This is a genomic window from Sulfurospirillum deleyianum DSM 6946, assembly GCF_000024885.1.
GTDB lineage: Bacteria > Campylobacterota > Campylobacteria > Campylobacterales > Sulfurospirillaceae > Sulfurospirillum > Sulfurospirillum deleyianum.
Map to the genome: position 1 here is coordinate 1950485 of NC_013512.1, position 17048 is coordinate 1967532.

The 17048-nt window shown below is 38.7% G+C and carries 15 protein-coding genes; 2 read left to right on the plus strand and 13 right to left on the minus strand.

All coding sequences use genetic code 11. From position 1 onward, the window contains the following. Window positions 1-11: 11 nt before the first annotated feature. The 11 genes from ccoN to SDEL_RS09755 all read right to left on the minus strand — a co-directional run bounded on the left by ccoN (window position 12) and on the right by SDEL_RS09755 (window position 10220). The gene (ccoN, locus tag SDEL_RS09705; RefSeq protein WP_012857682.1) at window positions 12-1478 is read right to left on the minus strand and encodes a cytochrome-c oxidase, cbb3-type subunit I; all 1467 of its coding nucleotides are present in this window, start codon (window positions 1476-1478) and stop codon (window positions 12-14) included. Between the two features lie 157 nt (window positions 1479-1635). Further along, entirely contained in the window at window positions 1636-2316 is a 681-nt protein-coding gene (locus tag SDEL_RS09710; RefSeq protein WP_012857683.1) for a response regulator transcription factor, read from the minus strand. Between the two features lie 11 nt (window positions 2317-2327). Further along, window positions 2328-3551, minus strand: a complete 1224-nt coding sequence (locus SDEL_RS09715; protein ID WP_012857684.1) for a PAS domain-containing sensor histidine kinase — start codon at window positions 3549-3551, stop codon at window positions 2328-2330. Between the two features lies 1 nt (window position 3552). After that, a complete protein-coding gene (locus SDEL_RS09720; protein WP_012857685.1) occupies window positions 3553-4233 on the minus strand; it encodes a sulfite exporter TauE/SafE family protein in 681 nt (226 codons plus the stop codon). A 21-nt stretch (window positions 4234-4254) separates the two neighbouring features. Continuing rightward, a complete protein-coding gene (gene carA, locus SDEL_RS09725) occupies window positions 4255-5385 on the minus strand; it encodes a glutamine-hydrolyzing carbamoyl-phosphate synthase small subunit (RefSeq protein ID WP_012857686.1) in 1131 nt (376 codons plus the stop codon). After that, window positions 5382-5936 (minus strand): DUF507 family protein, encoded by a 555-nt coding sequence (locus SDEL_RS09730; RefSeq protein WP_012857687.1) that lies wholly within the window; start codon window positions 5934-5936, stop codon window positions 5382-5384. The genes carA and SDEL_RS09730 overlap by 4 nt, the downstream gene beginning before the upstream one ends. 83 nt (window positions 5937-6019) lie before the next feature. After that, on the minus strand, window positions 6020-6547 hold the full coding sequence (locus SDEL_RS09735; RefSeq protein ID WP_012857688.1) for a MotE family protein: 528 nt from the start codon (window positions 6545-6547) through the stop codon (window positions 6020-6022). Beyond that, window positions 6544-6978 carry a flagellar export protein FliJ gene (locus SDEL_RS09740; RefSeq protein WP_012857689.1) on the minus strand — a complete coding sequence of 145 codons (435 nt, stop codon included), beginning with the start codon at window positions 6976-6978 and terminating at the stop codon, window positions 6544-6546. The genes SDEL_RS09735 and SDEL_RS09740 overlap by 4 nt, the downstream gene beginning before the upstream one ends. Before the next feature lie 23 nt (window positions 6979-7001). Next, the gene (locus tag SDEL_RS09745; protein ID WP_012857690.1) at window positions 7002-8249 is read right to left on the minus strand and encodes an adenylosuccinate synthase; all 1248 of its coding nucleotides are present in this window, start codon (window positions 8247-8249) and stop codon (window positions 7002-7004) included. Continuing rightward, window positions 8250-9104 (minus strand): ATP phosphoribosyltransferase regulatory subunit, encoded by an 855-nt coding sequence (locus SDEL_RS09750; protein ID WP_012857691.1) that lies wholly within the window; start codon window positions 9102-9104, stop codon window positions 8250-8252. Window positions 9105-9107: 3 nt separating this feature from the next. Then, on the minus strand, window positions 9108-10220 hold the full coding sequence (locus SDEL_RS09755) for a pyridoxal-phosphate-dependent aminotransferase family protein (protein ID WP_012857692.1): 1113 nt from the start codon (window positions 10218-10220) through the stop codon (window positions 9108-9110). A 245-nt stretch (window positions 10221-10465) separates the two neighbouring features. Between SDEL_RS09755 and SDEL_RS09760 the strand changes: the two genes are divergently transcribed. Beyond that, window positions 10466-12343 (plus strand): methyl-accepting chemotaxis protein, encoded by a 1878-nt coding sequence (locus tag SDEL_RS09760; RefSeq protein ID WP_012857693.1) that lies wholly within the window; start codon window positions 10466-10468, stop codon window positions 12341-12343. A gap of 205 nt (window positions 12344-12548) precedes the next feature. Next, window positions 12549-14414, plus strand: a complete 1866-nt coding sequence (locus SDEL_RS09765) for a methyl-accepting chemotaxis protein (RefSeq protein ID WP_012857694.1) — start codon at window positions 12549-12551, stop codon at window positions 14412-14414. Between the two features lie 4 nt (window positions 14415-14418). On the opposite strand, the gene SDEL_RS09770 is transcribed toward SDEL_RS09765, so the two are convergent. After that, window positions 14419-15075: an HAD family hydrolase gene (locus SDEL_RS09770; RefSeq protein ID WP_012857695.1), complete on the minus strand. Its 657-nt coding sequence runs from the start codon at window positions 15073-15075 to the stop codon at window positions 14419-14421. A 2-nt stretch (window positions 15076-15077) separates the two neighbouring features. After that, entirely contained in the window at window positions 15078-17048 is a 1971-nt protein-coding gene (gene tkt / locus SDEL_RS09775) for a transketolase (protein WP_012857696.1), read from the minus strand.

The window sequence follows — 17048 nt, forward strand, 5'->3', positions numbered from 1 at the left end:
CTACCCTCCCCTTACGCTGCCATAGGTGAAGCATTTTGAGGTTCTCGCTCAATCGCTTTACTTACAGTCATGGTTTTATATAAATTATACGCAAACATAAAGAAACCAATTAAATACAACAATCCACCTGTCGCACGAAGCGCATAGTAAGGAATGAGTACGGTTACGGTATCAATGAAAGAGTATGCAAGATTTCCGTATTGATCCGTTGCTCTCCACATCATACCCTGTGTAATACCTGCAATCCACATGCTAGAGAAGTACATCACGATACCTGTGGTTTGAATCCAAAATTGAGATTCCATCAATTTTTTACTGTAAAGTTCACGCTTATACATACGTGGCGCCATATGATACAAGGCTGCCATGGTCATAAAGCCAACCCAGCCCAACGTACCATCATGAACGTGACCTGGAATCCAATCCGTAAAGTGTGCTAACGCATTAACCGATTTAATCGCTTGAATTGGACCTTCAAGTGTACTTAACATGTAAAAGGTTGAAGCAAAAATCATAAATTTAATCAAAGGATTCTCTTTGAGTTGACCCCATTGTCCTTTCATGGTTAAAAGCATATTAATCGCACTACCCCATGATGGAAGAATCAAAATAATAGAGAAAATAGAACCCATTGTTTGAACCCAATCAGGCACCGTTGAGTAGAGTAAATGGTGTCCACCTGCCCAAAGGTAAACAAACATCAAACCCCAAAATGAAAGAAGAGATAATTTATAAGAAAAAACTGGCTGACCTGATTCTTTTGGCAAGAAGTAATAAATCATCGCAATAATAGGCACGGTGAAAACAAACGCCACAGCGTTATGTCCATACCACCATTGAACCATCGCATCATTGGTTCCTGCATACATGGAAACAGAGTGATACCATTTACCCATACCCGCAACAAAATAAGTTGGAACTTCCATGTTATTGAAAAGATAGAGCATTGCCACACCTAAAAAGGTTGCGATGTAGTACCACATAGAGATATAAAGTGTTTTTTCACGTCTGATACCAATCAAACCAAAAATACTAATACCCCACATAACCCATACCACAACCACAGCGATATCGAGTGGCCATTCTAGCTCTGCGTACTCTTTAGACGTACCAATACCCATAAACAAAGTCACAACTGCCACAAGAATTGTGATCATATAAATCCAAAAATGAAGTCGTCCGACAATCATCAAAAATGGAGATTCTGCCATAGAAACTTTAAGCACACGTTGCCCAACGTAGTACCAAGTAGCAAAAATTCCACTCAACAAAAAGCCAAAAATAACCCCTGACGTGTGAAGTGGTCTTAAACGACCAAACGTGCCATATTCACCCGCTAAATAATTCAAATCTGGAAACGCCATCTGATAGGCAATAACAACACCTATTACCATACCAATGATTCCAAATAGAATCGTTGCGTAGGTAAAACATTTCGCTACGGAATAATCATAGTTCAATGCATGATTAGCCTGCATCAATTCCTCCTGTTTGTCTTTTTATGTCACAAAAATATCACATAATGGAGAAATTATAGTGAAGAGAATCTGCAATAAAGCTTAATAAGATTAAATTTGTGTTAAATGAAAAATATGGAAAAAATGTTTAACTAAGAAGAAAGCAAGAACAATGAAATTATCGTTCTTGCATATTTATTTTGTAGCCAAGTCCTGGAATGTTTTTGATAAAGTCTTTGTCCGTTTTTTCACGAACACGCTTAATAAAGGTGCGAATTGCTGAATCTGTTACTTTTTTGTTTGTCCAAACGTATTTTTTAATCTCATCATGCAACACAAACACTCCGAGATTTTTGACTAAAATGGAGATAAAAAGCAACTCTTTTTTGGTTAAAAAAATCGTTTTTCCCTCTTTAACAAGAACCCGCCTACTTTTGTCAAATTGATAGTTAAAACCCAAATCGACACTATCACTCTCTTCAAAAAGTTCTCGTGAAATATGTCGTAAGGTCGACAAGAGTTCATCAGGGTCAATCGGCTTAATCAAATACTTATCAATGCCTACATCAATCGCTTCTAAAAGTTTTTCTCTTTCACTAAACGCACTTAAAATAACAATGGGAGTTTGTTTTGAGAACTGCTTAATCTCTTTTGCCATACTCAAACCATCCATAATGGGCATCATAATGTCTGTGATGACAATATCTGGCTTATATTTTTTAAATTTTTTCAGCCCATCTTCACCATCGCGTGCCAAAATAAATTTAGCAAACTCATCGCTAAGCGCTTTTTGCAGTGCCTCTCGTAGATACTCCTCATCTTCGACACATAAAACTGTTAATTTCGATAATCCACTCATCTCTTTCCCTTTTACTCTTTTGCGGCAGGTATCGTTAGTGTAAAACACGCACCCTTATTTTCATTATGGGCAACGATGGAGCCTTTCATGCTATTATTGACAATCATTTTACTCATATAAAGCCCAAGCCCTGTGCCCGAACTTGCGTGTTTGGTCGTAAAATAAGGTTCAAAAATTTTGTCTAAAATCCCCTCTTCAATACCACCAGCATTGTCACATAAACGCATTATAGCATCTCCTTGCGTTGTTGTGTCAATTTCAATATAAATTAATCTTTTTTTAAGATTAATTCCATTAAATGCATCAATGGCATTATTCATTATATTAATCAAAACTTGCGAAAATTCATTGAAGAATCCCTTGATTTTGACATCTTTTTTTACATCAAGTTTAATATAAATTTTATTTTTTTCCAGTGTCCCTCGCATAATATCAATCGCTTCTTGGGCAACACTGCTAAGCATAAAAAAATCACTTTGACGTTCAGGACTAAAAAAATTACGAAAATCCTCAATCGTTTCAGACATTTTTGAGATAATACGTTTAGCGTGAATATAACTCTCTTCAAACGCTTCATCTTTATCATTGCCTTGTTTGGTATAAACTTTTTTCATCTGATAAAGCGTAATGGTCAGTTCTGAAAGAGGCTGTCTCCATTGGTGCGCAATATTAGCAATCATCTCTCCCATGGAAGCTAAACGGGATTGCTGAAACAAAAAACGATCTTTCTCTCGATTTTTTTCAACCTCTTCTTTGACACGCTCTTCTAGGGTTTGGTTTAACTCCATCAAGGCTTTTGTCTGCTCTTGAACACGCTTTTCTAACGTTGCGTTTAAATCTTCTAATTCTTCATCTTTAGCGATAAGTGCCTCACTTAATCGCACACTCTCTGTGACATCATAACGAATTGCTATAAATTCTTCAATCTCATCTTCTTCATTTAAAATGGGAAATACTGTGGTATTAACATAAAATGTCGAACCATCTTTAGCACGATTTTTAACGGTTGATTTATAGGTTTTTTTTTGAAGAATCGTTTGCCACATTTGCTTAAAAGTCGAGGCTGGAACATCAGGATGTCTGACAATATTGTGATTTTGACCTATTAATTCTTCTTTCGTATAGCCCGAAATTTTACAAAATTCATCGTTAACAAACGTAATAATGCCATAGACATCCGTCTTTGAGATGATATTACTGCTTTCAATAGCATGCTGATACTGCTCTAGCTTCATCCTATCCCACAACCGCACTGTAGCCAAGATAGGACATATAAATACCATAAAGGACAATAATCAAAGAAGCAATTTTAATCATCCAATCTCGAAAGACGTTTCCTTTTAAAAATCCAACCACATATCCCAGTCCTAACATCACAGGCATGGTGGCTAACCCAAAGAGTGCCATTGTCAAAGCCCCATAAAACGCAGAGCCTGATGTAGCCGCTTTCGCTAAAAAGAAGTACACCAAACCACAGGGTAAAAAACCATTTAAAACACCCAGTCCATAAAAACTGACCATTTTTTTCGTATGAATTAAGTAAGAAAAGAGTTTTTTTACAAAGGGATGAAAAGCGAGATTGGACTCTAGCGACGTTAAAAATTTTATTTTTCCCATCATGGAAAGTCCCATTAACACCATGATGATACCCGCTACAAAGTAGAAATATCCACTTACATAAGCTGAAAATGTAAAAAGTGAGCCTAAGGCACCAAAAAGAAGACCTAAAACAACATAGGCACTCATACGTCCAAAATTATAAATCAAATGGGCAAAAAACTGATGTAAAGCAGCAGAAGAGGGATCAATTTTAGCGCTTGTGTACGCCATTACAAATCCCCCACACATACCAATGCAGTGCCCTAAACTTCCTAAAAAAGCAACACTAAGAATTGCTGAAATATCAATTGCGTTTATGACACTGCTCCCCTAAGAAGATTAAAGTCTGTTAGCAAACTCTTGAAAAATGTATTTACTTTCATGAGGACCAGGACTGGCTTCTGGATGATGTTGCACTGAAAAAATAGGTGCATCGTTATACTCCAACCCCTCAATGGTATTGTCAAAAAGGTTAATATGCGTTACCTTTGCAATGGAACAGACGGATTCTGGAACATTGTAATTGTGATTTTGTGCGGTAATCTCAACAATATTTGTTTTCGTGTTTTTAACAGGATGGTTACCACCGTGTTGACCAAATTTCAATTTGTAAGTTGGATGACCATGCGCAATAGAAAGCAGTTGGTGTCCTAAACAAATACCAAACATAGGTACTTTTGCTTCAATTAATTTGCTAATTTGCGCAACCTCTTTTTTAAGAATAAGAGGATCTCCCGGCCCGTTGGATAAAAAGAGTCCGTGAATCTCTCCTCTTTTATAACGCTCAATAATCTCATCGGCACTAAAATCATGAGGAATCACTTCAACCTCAAGTCCTGTTGCACATAACTCATTTAAAATATTGCGCTTAATACCAAAATCAACCGCAACAATTTTTTTGCCTAAATTATTGTGAGCAGCATTGTAAGACTGTGTTTCAGCATTCCAAACACCCTTTACATGTAAATAAGATTTTTTAGTTCCAACCTGCTCAATATAATTGACCTCTTCAATACGAGGACTGTTTTTGAGCATTGTTTTAAGCGTCTCTTTATCACTCACTTCGGTTGAGGCAATCATCATTTGAGGACCACCATCTCGAATCATCTTGGTAAGGTAGCGTGTATCAATCTCACAAATACCCATACTGTCATGTTTTTTCAAAAGTGAAGGTAAGTTTTCTCTCGCTCTAAAATTCGAAGGTATCTCATTCAAACTTCTGACAAACATACCACTGGCATGAATGCTTTGGCTTTCCATATCGTCATCATTACACCCAACAATACCAATTTCAGGCATGGTGAAAACGACAAATTGTCCTGCGTAACTTGGATCACTCATAATCTCTTGATACCCGCTCATTGAGGTATTAAAAACAATTTCACCCGTTCTTGAGCCCTCAAAGCCAAAACTTTTCGCTTCTAAAAACACCCCATTTTCAAGGTAAATCCATACAGGTTTTAACATCATGACAACATTCCTCTTCTTCTCAACTCTTCTTCATACAATTTCTCAAAAATCAAATCATACTCTTCAGAACCAGGGACAAGTTTGCGCTTATAATTCGCTATTTTATCTGCTACTTCATTTTCAATCTCTTGAAAATGTTCCACATAAGCTTCAATAGCCATATATACGACATTCTTAATACGATTTTCAGAAACATTGTATTCAATTAATCCCTGCTTCCAACATGTTTCTAAAATTTTATGTGCCACTTCATTGTATCTATCTTCATACGATAAAATAACACCAAACTCACGCGCGAGTTTTTTCTTAATCAACCAAAACATATTTCTTCGGTCAACCCGCTGAAATTCCATCTCATCTTCATTTTGATCCAAAATTTCGATAACACGTTCTTCCAATGCTGTCTCTTTTTTTATATCTTCGACAATCAAATCTTCTGCAACTTTGACAACAGGCTCCAAGCCCTTGAACATGGTAACAAATCCGCAATTTAAAATATCGATCGCTATTTTATTGGCTATATAAGGGGCATGAGGCAATCTGATTTTCATCCATAAACCTTACTTCTGAATTTTGACATATTGTATCGAAGCTAAGGTAAATATCTGTTTAGAGAAAGTTTGAAGGGATTTTGTCACTCTTTTGTTTGATTGTTTTCTACAAAAGGAGGACCTTTTTTGAGGCTTTGTGTAATCTCCGAAGCAATTTGCGGATCCATTTTTGCCATAATCTGTGAGACTTTTTTAGGCGGTAAAGTAAACAAAATAGCAGCACCTTCATGCACAGGAAGTTTTTCAATAATCGCTGCAGCTGCAGCATCTTTCATTTTGATATAGGTTTCATCAAGTTTATCGTTTTTCTTCGCTTCAATTTGCTCCAAAAGCTTTTTATTTTCTGCAAGCATTGAAGCGATACGTTTCTCTTTTACCTCGATTTCCTCTTTGGTTTTCGCTAAAGCGCTCTCTTTTTCCTTCAAAACACTTTTTTGTTTTTCAAAAAGAACATTGGTCGCTGCTTGAAGGGCTTCAAAAGATTGTCTGGCTTCATCAATCTTCTCAATCTCTTTTAAAAGCTCACTTTTACGCTCTTCAAAAACCTTCGTACAATCAATGGCTTCAGCCCATAAAAATGTCGCTACTAGAAGTATCCAAAATGCTCTCATACCCTTCCTTTTTGGCTCATTTCACCTGCAAATAACATCGTGGATATCTCATCTAAATAGAGCTGTTCTTCTCTCTTGATTTTTGCCATCATCACTTGAAGTTCTTGCTCTTCTAAATATTTAATTTTTTCATATTCAACATGAGCTTTTTGATACTCTACTTGGAGCTTTTTGATGACCTGTAAAAGGGCTATCAGTTCTTCTTCATGCCTCTTTTTTTCACGATTTAAAATACTTTTTTGTTCACTCACCATCAAAAAAGCCGATACCAATCCTTCTTTCGGGAGTTGAGTCTGTGTAATTTCATCGTAGAGTGAGCTAATTTTATGGCGAATAAGTCGTTCTTTATGTTGATGTTTTATCAGCTCTCGCTCAATCGTATCACGTTTTTGTTTGCGAATCTTTGCGATTTTCGAGAACTGACTTTTCATCAAAATACCTTTACATGTAAAGATTATAAAATAATCGTATCGTTCCTATCTGGACTCGTTGAAATCAGTCCTACTTTCGTTCCTGTTAGAACCTCAATACGTCGAATATAAGCTTTCGCAGTTTCAGGAAGTTCTTCAAACTTACGACACCCTACGACACTTCCCCACCCTGGTAACTCTTCATAAATGGGAACAATATTTTCCAAATCTTCAGGTAAGGTTTCCACACGCCCGCCATTTATTTCATAGGCAACACATACTTTAATCGTTTCAAATCCATCCAAAACATCAAGTTTCATAATCGCTAAATCATCACACCCATTGATACGACTGGCATAACGACACGCTACCGCATCAAACCATCCACAACGGCGAGGTCTTCCTGTAGAAGTACCAAACTCTTTGCCTTTTTCACGAAGATTATCCCCATCGTTCCCAAAATCTTCTGTCGGGAAAGGTCCATTGCCCACACGAGTACAGTACGCTTTAACAATCCCCGTAACTTTACCAATATCTTTAGGATTCAATCCCAATCCCACACACGCACCCGCACTAATCGTATTGGAACTGGTGACAAAAGGATACGTTCCATGATCAATGTCTAACATCGTGCCTTGAGCACCCTCTAAAAGCACTTTTTTCTGTGCATCCAGTAAACCCCAGACCATGTGTGTGGTGTCACTTAGAAAAGGTAAAAGCACACTTGCATAACCATCAAGTTCTTCTTTAAGGGTTTTAAAATCTGGAGTCACAATGCCTAACGCACCAAAAAGAGCTCTGTTTTCTTCATAAAATTCTACCAAAGCTGTTGCCAATTTTGTCGTATCTCTAAGCTCTCCTAAACGATGACCACTGCGCTCAATCTTACTGCCATAGCTAGGTCCAATGCCCCGACCTGTTGTTCCAATCGCTTTTTCACCACGCAGTTTTTCTTTGGCTTGGTCAATTAAAATGTGATGATTTAAAATCATATGTGCTTTATCACTGACAAACAAACGCCCTGCTAAGTTTTCAAATTGTTCCATCTCTTTAATGAGTGCCTCAGGAGAGACCACCACACCATTGCCAATCACATTAATCGCTTTAGGATTGAGAATGCCTGAGGGAATTAAATGTAAAGCATAACGAACCCCATCTACCCAAATGGTATGCCCCGCATTATGACCGCCTTGGTAACGACACACCACATCGTACTCTTGCGCCATCAAATCAACAATTTTTCCTTTACCCTCATCGCCCCACTGGATGCCTACGATCATATCTGCTTTCATTTATTGCCCATCTCTTTTCATTAATATTTCAATTAAATTATCAGTATAAAGCCCAAAACCGCTTGAAGCGATTCCCTCACAATCATAACTTCCACCCACGCCTACGGTAAAATTTTTATCAATAAACCGAAAGAACAACGCATTGTAATAACGCATCTTCACATAATACAGTGGAGAAAATACAAAATTATCATACGAAATTTCTGCAGAAAGTGTTTTAAGCTTTTCTAGCTCTCCTTTAAGCTCCAGAGGCACTTCATCTATCACTGCTTCTAACTCTTCAAGGCTTTGTAAACACGTTAATTTTGTCAGCCATGGAATATTAAACGCCAACAATTTTTGTAATTGCCCTTTTTCAAAGACACTCAAATCAAGTGCTAACATCTGCGCAATGATTTTTGGAATCTGAATATTGCTTACATGTAAAAGTGGTTTCAGCTCAAATTTTGCAAAAAGAGAAAACGTTGTCGCCAAACTCAAACGCAAATTTTCTTCCCCAATCAGCTCCGCACCGATTTGGTGAACTTCATGACTGGGGTAGCGAAATACAGGCTGAATATAAAACCATTTGGAATGTTTCGTACTTCTTCCCACTCGTTTGGTGACCAAACGCACTGCATCCATGGTACTATCAGCACGTAATGAAACAATGTGGTTTTGCTCATCAGAAAAACGCAACAACTCCTTTTCATCAATGCTTTGATGTTGATGATAGGAAAAAAATGGCGTGACAATCTCTTGAAATCCTGCTTCATACAGCAAATCACTTGCAACCCTCTCCAATGTCCGCTTTAATTTAGCACTCTCGCCAAAATAAAGTTTGCTTCCTGTGGGTATTTCGTGCTCATAAATCATGCATTAGCCTCGGTAAAATTCTTGCGTAAAAACGCGATTTGCCGTTCCATCAAATGAACGAATACCCAGCTCTGAAAGTGCCATCTCAACCGCATTGAGTGTCCACGCTGTTTCATACACTTCTACAAGCCCCATATGATTGATTCTAAAAAGCGTCTCTTTAATATGGTCTTGCCCTCCTGCCATATTCACGCCATATTTGGTTTTCAAAAGTTTACGAATCTTACTCGCATCCTCATGTAAAACTGCACTCATAGCGTAAGCAGGTACTTTAGGATAGATACGAAGACCTAGCGATTCTAGGGCTTTGTTGGTTGCCATTGCCCTTTTGTGAGTATCTGCATAGAGTTTTTCTAAGCCACCCTTCGCATCAATCAACTCGCACATCGCAACCAAACCAATCACCAATGTCGTAGCCGCTGTCCATGCTGTCGTATTTTTACGTTGATTTTTGAGCTCTGTTTTGAGATTAAAATAGTACCCTGCCCCATTTCCCGCTTCAATCATTGCTAATGCCTCTGCATTTAAACCAATGAAAGCAAGACCAGGTGGAAGCATTAAGGCTTTTTGACTTCCTGAAATGAGCGCATCAATGTATGTCGTATCGACTTTTTCCACACCGACCGCTGTAATACCATCAGCAATCACCATAATCGTAGGTCGTACCGCTTTAACTGCTTTAGCAACAGCTTCCACAGGATGTCGAAGACCACCCGCACTCTCACACACTTGCATACAAACCGCATCAATGCTCGTATCATTTTTCACCAACTCAACAATCGCATCCACGCTAACAGGTGTATCCCACTCATTTTTAATTTCAACAAAAGGTTTGTTGTATGCCGCACAAATCTTGCCAAAACGCTCACCAAATTTACCCGAATTGACCACAACGGCTTTGCTGTGACATAAATGAAGCACACACGCTTCCATCGCTCCTGTTCCGCTAGAAGCCAACATCACCACCTCTTCCATATCAAAAAGAGTTTTCAAATACGCACGTGCTTTTCCAAAAATCGCCTCAAATTCAGGCGTTCTATGATGGATAGTGGGTGTGCTCATTGCCACACGAACAGATTCAGGAACGGGAGTTGGGCCAGGTGTCAAAAGTAACATAATGCAGATCCTCGAAATGTAGTTTTAGAGGTGATTGTAACAAAACTATGCTTGTTGTTTCTTTAGGCATTAAGCCCTCAAAAACAGGCTCAAACGTCTGTCATTCATTCGCAATCTTTTTAGGTTATACTTCTTTACATGTAAAAAGAGTTAAAAGTCTTTTTTAAGTCTTTTTGAAGTTCTAAAATTAAATTAATAATTTCAATAAATTATGAAAGAAGTCTAACATTCTAAAGGAGTCATCCATGCATTTTAAGACAAAAATCACCTTAACCATAGCTGTACTTATGGCACTTAGTTTAAGTATTTTTGGATTTTTTAGTTACATCGATACCAAAAAGAACAGTGTCGTGCAAATAGAACAAAGCCTGCAAATGGCATCACGCTCACTGACTGATTATATTGATTTATGGATTTCATCAAAAAAGAGTGCCGTTGAAAGTGTCGCACGAAGCCTTGCCGCAAATCCAAGCATGGATGACGTTGAACTGAAAGAGCGATTGAAGGAGTTAACAAAATCTTTAGGAGCTGTGCAATCCTTTGTAGGATACGAAGATGGTAGAATGATTTATGACAGTGGCAAAAAACCTGCTGAGGGATACGATCCTCGTGCTCGAGGTTGGTATATACAAGCCAAAAGTGTCGGTAAACCTGCTATTACGGATGCCTATATGGGCTCCTCTATTAAAGCTTATTTGGTCAGCGTTATGGCACCCATTTATCGTAACAATGCGCTAGTAGGTGTTGTATCCATTGATATTGAGTTAGCCTCGCTTTTTAAAGTGATTGGTGATATTAATTTTAATGGTGGCTATGGAATGCTTCTGGATACGAAAGATGTGATTGTAGCTCATCCTAATAAAGAATTACTCGGCAAAGAGTCTTCTATAAAAGAGGCATTAAATAAAGAGTTTGCCAACAAAAAAGAGGGGCTACTTGAATATACATTTAATGGCAGCAACAAAATCTTCGCCTTTAAAGTCTCCGAAGAGAGTGGCTGGAAACCAGGCATTACCTTTGATAAAGCGACTGCCTACGCCTTCTTAAACGCCCAAGTCAAAGAACAACTCTTAGTGGGCATCATCATGCTCATCCTCTCCATAGGTATCATGATTCTGCTCATTAAAGCCCTACTTAAACCACTCGATAACCTTAATGGTGTGGTAGAAGAGCTTTCCAGCAGTGAGGGAGATTTAAGACAACGCTTAAGTGCCACAGCCAATGATGAATTTGCCCAAGTCTCACGTAATATCAATAAGTTTATTGAAAAACTTCATGAGATTGTCAAAAAATCAAAAACTATCAGTAATGAAAACGCTTCTATCTCTGAAGAGCTTTCTCGTACTGCTTCAGAAGTCGTACGCAATGTGGATGCAGAATCTCGTATTGTTGAACATACGAAAGAAGAAGGTATTTCTTTAGTAAAAAGTATAGAAAACTCTGTCTCTAAAGCCAAAGATTCTCAAAAAGCACTCTCTGATACCCAAAAAGATATCAGTGATGTTAAAACCAAAGTGGAACAACTAGAATACACCATGCAAGCCACCGCAGCCAAAGAGCAAAATTTAGCCGAACGCCTTAATACCGTGAGTCATAATGCCAATGAGGTCAAAGATGTTTTAAATATCATTCGAGATATTGCAGACCAAACCAATTTGTTAGCGCTTAATGCCGCCATTGAAGCAGCAAGGGCTGGAGAACATGGACGTGGCTTTGCTGTGGTTGCAGATGAAGTACGAAAACTCGCTGAGCGAACCCAAAAAAGCTTAGTGGAGATTGATGCGACCATTAATGTCGTGGTTCAATCCATTATGGATGCCAATACGGATATTACCGCTAACGCACAAGAGGTCAATGCCTTAGCCTCTATCTCTGTGGAACTGCAAGATGGCATGAACAGTGTAGCTAACATTATTCATAAAACCATTGATGATTCTCATCATACCGTTAATGACTTTATTGATACCGCATCTAAGATTAAAAAGATTGTCGATGAGATAGAAAAAATCAATGTCATCTCTAAAGAGAATGTCGGAAGCATTGATAATGTCTCACAAGCCTCTGAGCATCTCCATGTTATGACTGAAAACCTCAATAATGAATTAGGGAAGTTTAAGTCGTAAAGCTTTACATGTAACGCTCTTTCTCTTAGCAAGCGAACCCTCGCTTGCTAACTCTTTTCCCTTTTTACTTAGTTTATCACTGATTTGTAACATATAAATGTTACAACTTCTAAAAGTCTCATTTTTTGCTTCAAGATTCTGTTATACTAAAGCAGATGTAAGTCAAAGTACAAAACATATAAACCATCATAAAAAGGAAGAGATGATGAACTTCAAAACAAAAGTCACGCTGATTATTTCTCTGTTAATTTGTATCAGTCTTATGGCATTTGGCGTTGTCAGTTATGTCGATACAAAGAAAAACAGCATCACACAAGTTGAGGCAACACTTAAAATGGCGTCTCGGTCTTTAACAGATTATATTGATCTATGGGTAGCCAGTAAGAAAAAGAATCTTTCAAGCTCAGCAAGAATGTTAAGCAACATTGAGACGATGAGCGAAGCTGAGATAAAAGCGATTCTAAAAGAGACCACCCAAGCCTCAGAAAGCCGTGATACCTTTGTGGGTATTGAATCCTCAGGCATTATGATTTACGGTAGCAATACCACACCTAAAGCTGGTTTTGACCCACGAAAACGTCCATGGTATATTATGGGTAAGACAACAGGTAAAGCGGGTATGACAGATATTTACAAAGGAACAGCAGATCCTATTGACTTGGTTGCGGTTATGGCGCCTATTGTCAAAGATGGGAAAATTATTGGTGTGATTGCCAGCTCTTTTGAATTGACACACATCGTTAAAGCCGTTAGTGATATTAACTTCAACGGTGGCTATGGCATGCTTTTGGATGCTAAAAAAACTGTTGTTGCCCATCCAGATCCTGCACGTTTAGGTAAAGAGTCTGTTTTAGCTTCACAGCTTAAAGGGGATGCGGAGGGAATTATTGAGTACCATTTGGGCAGTGATAAACTTTTTGCCTATAAAGCCTCTGAAGAAACAAATTGGACACCAGGAATTGTCTTTGAAAAAGAGAGAGCTTATGCATTTTTAGATGCCCAAGTCAAAGAACTTTTTTTCATAGGAATTTTAATGCTGGTGGTTTCTGTAGGTATTATGATTTTCTTGATTAAGATGCTTCTTCAACCCCTTGATCAACTCAATAATGTCGTCAAAGACCTTTCAAGCTCAGAAGGAGATTTACGACAACGCCTAAAGGCAAGCAGTCATGATGAATTTGGTCAAGTCTCTGGAAACATCAATCGATTTATTGAAAAATTGCATGAAATTGTCAAAAAATCAAAAGAGATCAGCAATGAAAACGCTTCCATTTCTGAAGAACTCTCCCGTACCGCTTCTGAAGTCGTACGAAATGTAGACGCAGAAGCTCGTATTGTCAGCAAAACAAAAGAGAGTGGTATTGCGCTTACCCATGCTATTGAAAACTCTGTGACCAAAGCCACTCAATCACAAGAAGCGTTGCGTCAAACACAGCAGGACATTAACCAAGTCAAAAACCAAGCCGAACATTTAGAGCGCACCATGCAAGAAACAGCGGTGAAAGAGCAAAGTTTAGCGGAACGCCTTAACACCGTTAGTCACAACGCAAATGAGGTCAAAGAAATTTTAAATATCATCCGAGATATTGCGGATCAAACGAATCTTTTGGCGCTGAATGCGGCGATTGAAGCGGCACGTGCGGGGGAACATGGAAGGGGCTTTGCGGTCGTTGCTGATGAAGTGAGAAAATTAGCAGAGCGTACGCAAAAAAGTTTAGTGGAAATTGATGCAACCATTAATGTGGTAGTTCAATCCATTATGGATGCAAATACTGATATTTCGCATAACGCAGCAGAAGTCAACACACTAGCGTCCATCTCTATTGAACTGCAAAATGGAATGAATGCCATCGATACTACGATTCAAAAAACGATTGAAAATGCCCATGCAACGGTTAATAATTTTGTTCACACAGCTACACAAATTAAAGGCATGGTAGAAGAAATCGAGAAAATCAATGTGATTTCAAAAGAGAATGTCACGAGTATTGATAACGTCTCACAAGCCAGTGAGCACCTTCATGCCATGACAGAAAATCTTAACAATGAATTAGGAAAGTTTAAATCCTAATTCATCACACTTCAGCGAGGAGTTTAATCACCTCGCTGGGTGTTTTTGCAATCTGTTTTGCCCCATGCGCTAAAAGCTCATCTTCATCTCTAAATCCCCACAACGCACCAATAGCCATCATACCAGCACGATTGGCTGTTTGCATATCAATCATCGTGTCACCCAAATAATAACACACTTCAGGCTTTACATGTAAAGATTCACAAATCTCTAAAGCAGCGCTAGGATCAGGCTTTCGTGGCACACCCTCTCGAATACCAAAAACCCTTTCAAAGTGCCATTGACGTAAATATTTTACCGCGCACATTTTAGTAAAACTATCTGGTTTATTGGAGAGAATGGCCATTTTAAAACCGCGCGTTTGAAGAAAGGTCAGCAGTTTGCTCACCCCTTCATACAACTTCGTATTTTGATTAAACTGCTTCGCATAGTGTGATTCAAACAACGTTACCGCTTTTTGAATTGTCTCTGTACTTTGAGGTTGAGAGGCAAAAATATTCTCAAAAAGCTTAAAGACGCCCTCTCCGACAAAATAACGATACTTTTGAGTCTCTTGTGGTTCAAAACCTAATTGTGTCAGCGCAAAATTTGCACTAATCGCAATATCTTCGAGTGTATCTAAAAGTGTGCCATCTAAATCAAAAATAATAACTTTTTCCATGTTTACTGCTTACAATTCACACCCGCATTTTCATACGGTATATTCAAAAAACCACACACACTCTCAGTCACATGCTCAGGCGTTAAACCAAACTTCTCAAACAATAACTCAGCAGGGGCACTCGCACCAAAACGCTTCATACCTATCACTTCATCTGCATAACGATACCACTCATTCCCCGCACTGGCCTCAATGGCAATGACTTTGGTATTTGAATCAATCACTGTGCTAATATACGCCTTGCTTTGCTCGACAAACAGATCAAAACAAGGAACACTCACAATGTTGGCATCCACCCCCAATTTTTCCAAACGACAACCTACTTGAAGCGCAAGATAGACTTCACTTCCACTGGCCATCAACGTGACACGTGCATGGTCTCGTTTCGTGAGCAAATAACCCCCATTTTCCACATCCCCATAGACTCTCTCATCTTTCAACGCTTTAAGTTTTTGACGAGAGCACACAAACGCAGCAGGTGCTTGCATACGAAGGGCTTTTTGCCACGCTTTTACATTTTCTCTACCATCACATGGACGATACACATAAAAATTAGGAAGTGCTCTAAATTGGCTGAGTTGTTCAATCGGCTGATGCGTTGGACCATCTTCACCCACACCAATGCTATCGTGTGTCCAGATGTAAAAGTTTTTCAGTTTCATAAGCGCTGCGAGACGAACAGAAGGCTTCATATAATCACTGAAGATAAAAAAGGTTGCGCCATAAGGGATAAAAAGCCCATATAAAGCAAACGAGTTCACAATCGCCCCCATAGCATGTTCACGAATACCAAAATGGATATTACGTCCAAATGGAAAATCTCCCATGCCTGTTAATTCACTTTTATTGGAAGGTCCTAAATCCGCACTTCCTCCTAAAAACCCAGGAATCGCTTTGGCAATCGCATTGAGAATTTTCCCATTGCTATCACGAGTTGCCACATCACTCTCAAATAAAGGCCACTCAATCTTTGAAAAATCAGGGTTTAAAAGGGCTTCAAGAAGCTCTTTTTGTTCCTGTGTTGCGTTGTTTTTAAGCATCGCATTCCATTGCGCTTCAGCTAAGTCTCCCTTTTCAAGAGCACAGCTAAAACGTGCTTTAACATCTTCATCAACGACAAAGCTAAGCTCTGGATCAAAACCTGCTTTCATTTTTGCATTTTTAATCTCTTCACAACCAAGAGGTGCTCCATGTGCATGATGGCTTCCTTCCATCTCACACGCACCTTTAGCAATGATGGTATCTGCAATAATCAAATAAGGTTTTGTTTGCCCTTTTGCTTGCTCTAAGACCGCATTAATTTCATCAAAATCATGCCCATCAATACGAGAAACTTCCCATCCTTGCGCCTCAAAACGATGTTTTACATCCTCACTCCACGCAATAGAAGTATCACCTTCAATAGTAATAGCATTGCTATCGTAAATGACCACTAAATTATCTAAGCCTAAATGCCCTGCAAGCGAACATGCCTCATAACTCATGCCCTCTTGAAGATCGCCATCTCCACATAAACAATAGACTTTGTGAGAGATAATATTGGCTTCTGGTTTATTTAAGACCTGTGCCGCATACTTAGCAGCCATCGCAAAACCAACGGCATTAGAGATACCTTGCCCCAAAGGCCCTGTTGTCACTTCTACCCCTGGTACATCACCGTACTCTGGATGACCTGGTGTTTTACTGCCTAATTGCCTAAAATTTTGCAAATCCTCGATACTTAAATCATAACCGCTTAAATGTAAAAACGAATACACAAGGGCTGAAGCATGTCCACCACTAAAAATCAGACGATCACGGTTTAACCATTTTGGATTTTTAGGATTATGGTGAATATGTCTAGCCAAAATAGTCACAATATCAGCAAGTCCCATGGGAGCACCTGGATGTCCACTATTGGCACGTTGCACCATATCCGCTGCTAAAAATCGTATCGTGTCTGCCTGTTTTTTCAATAACTTTTTATTTTCCAT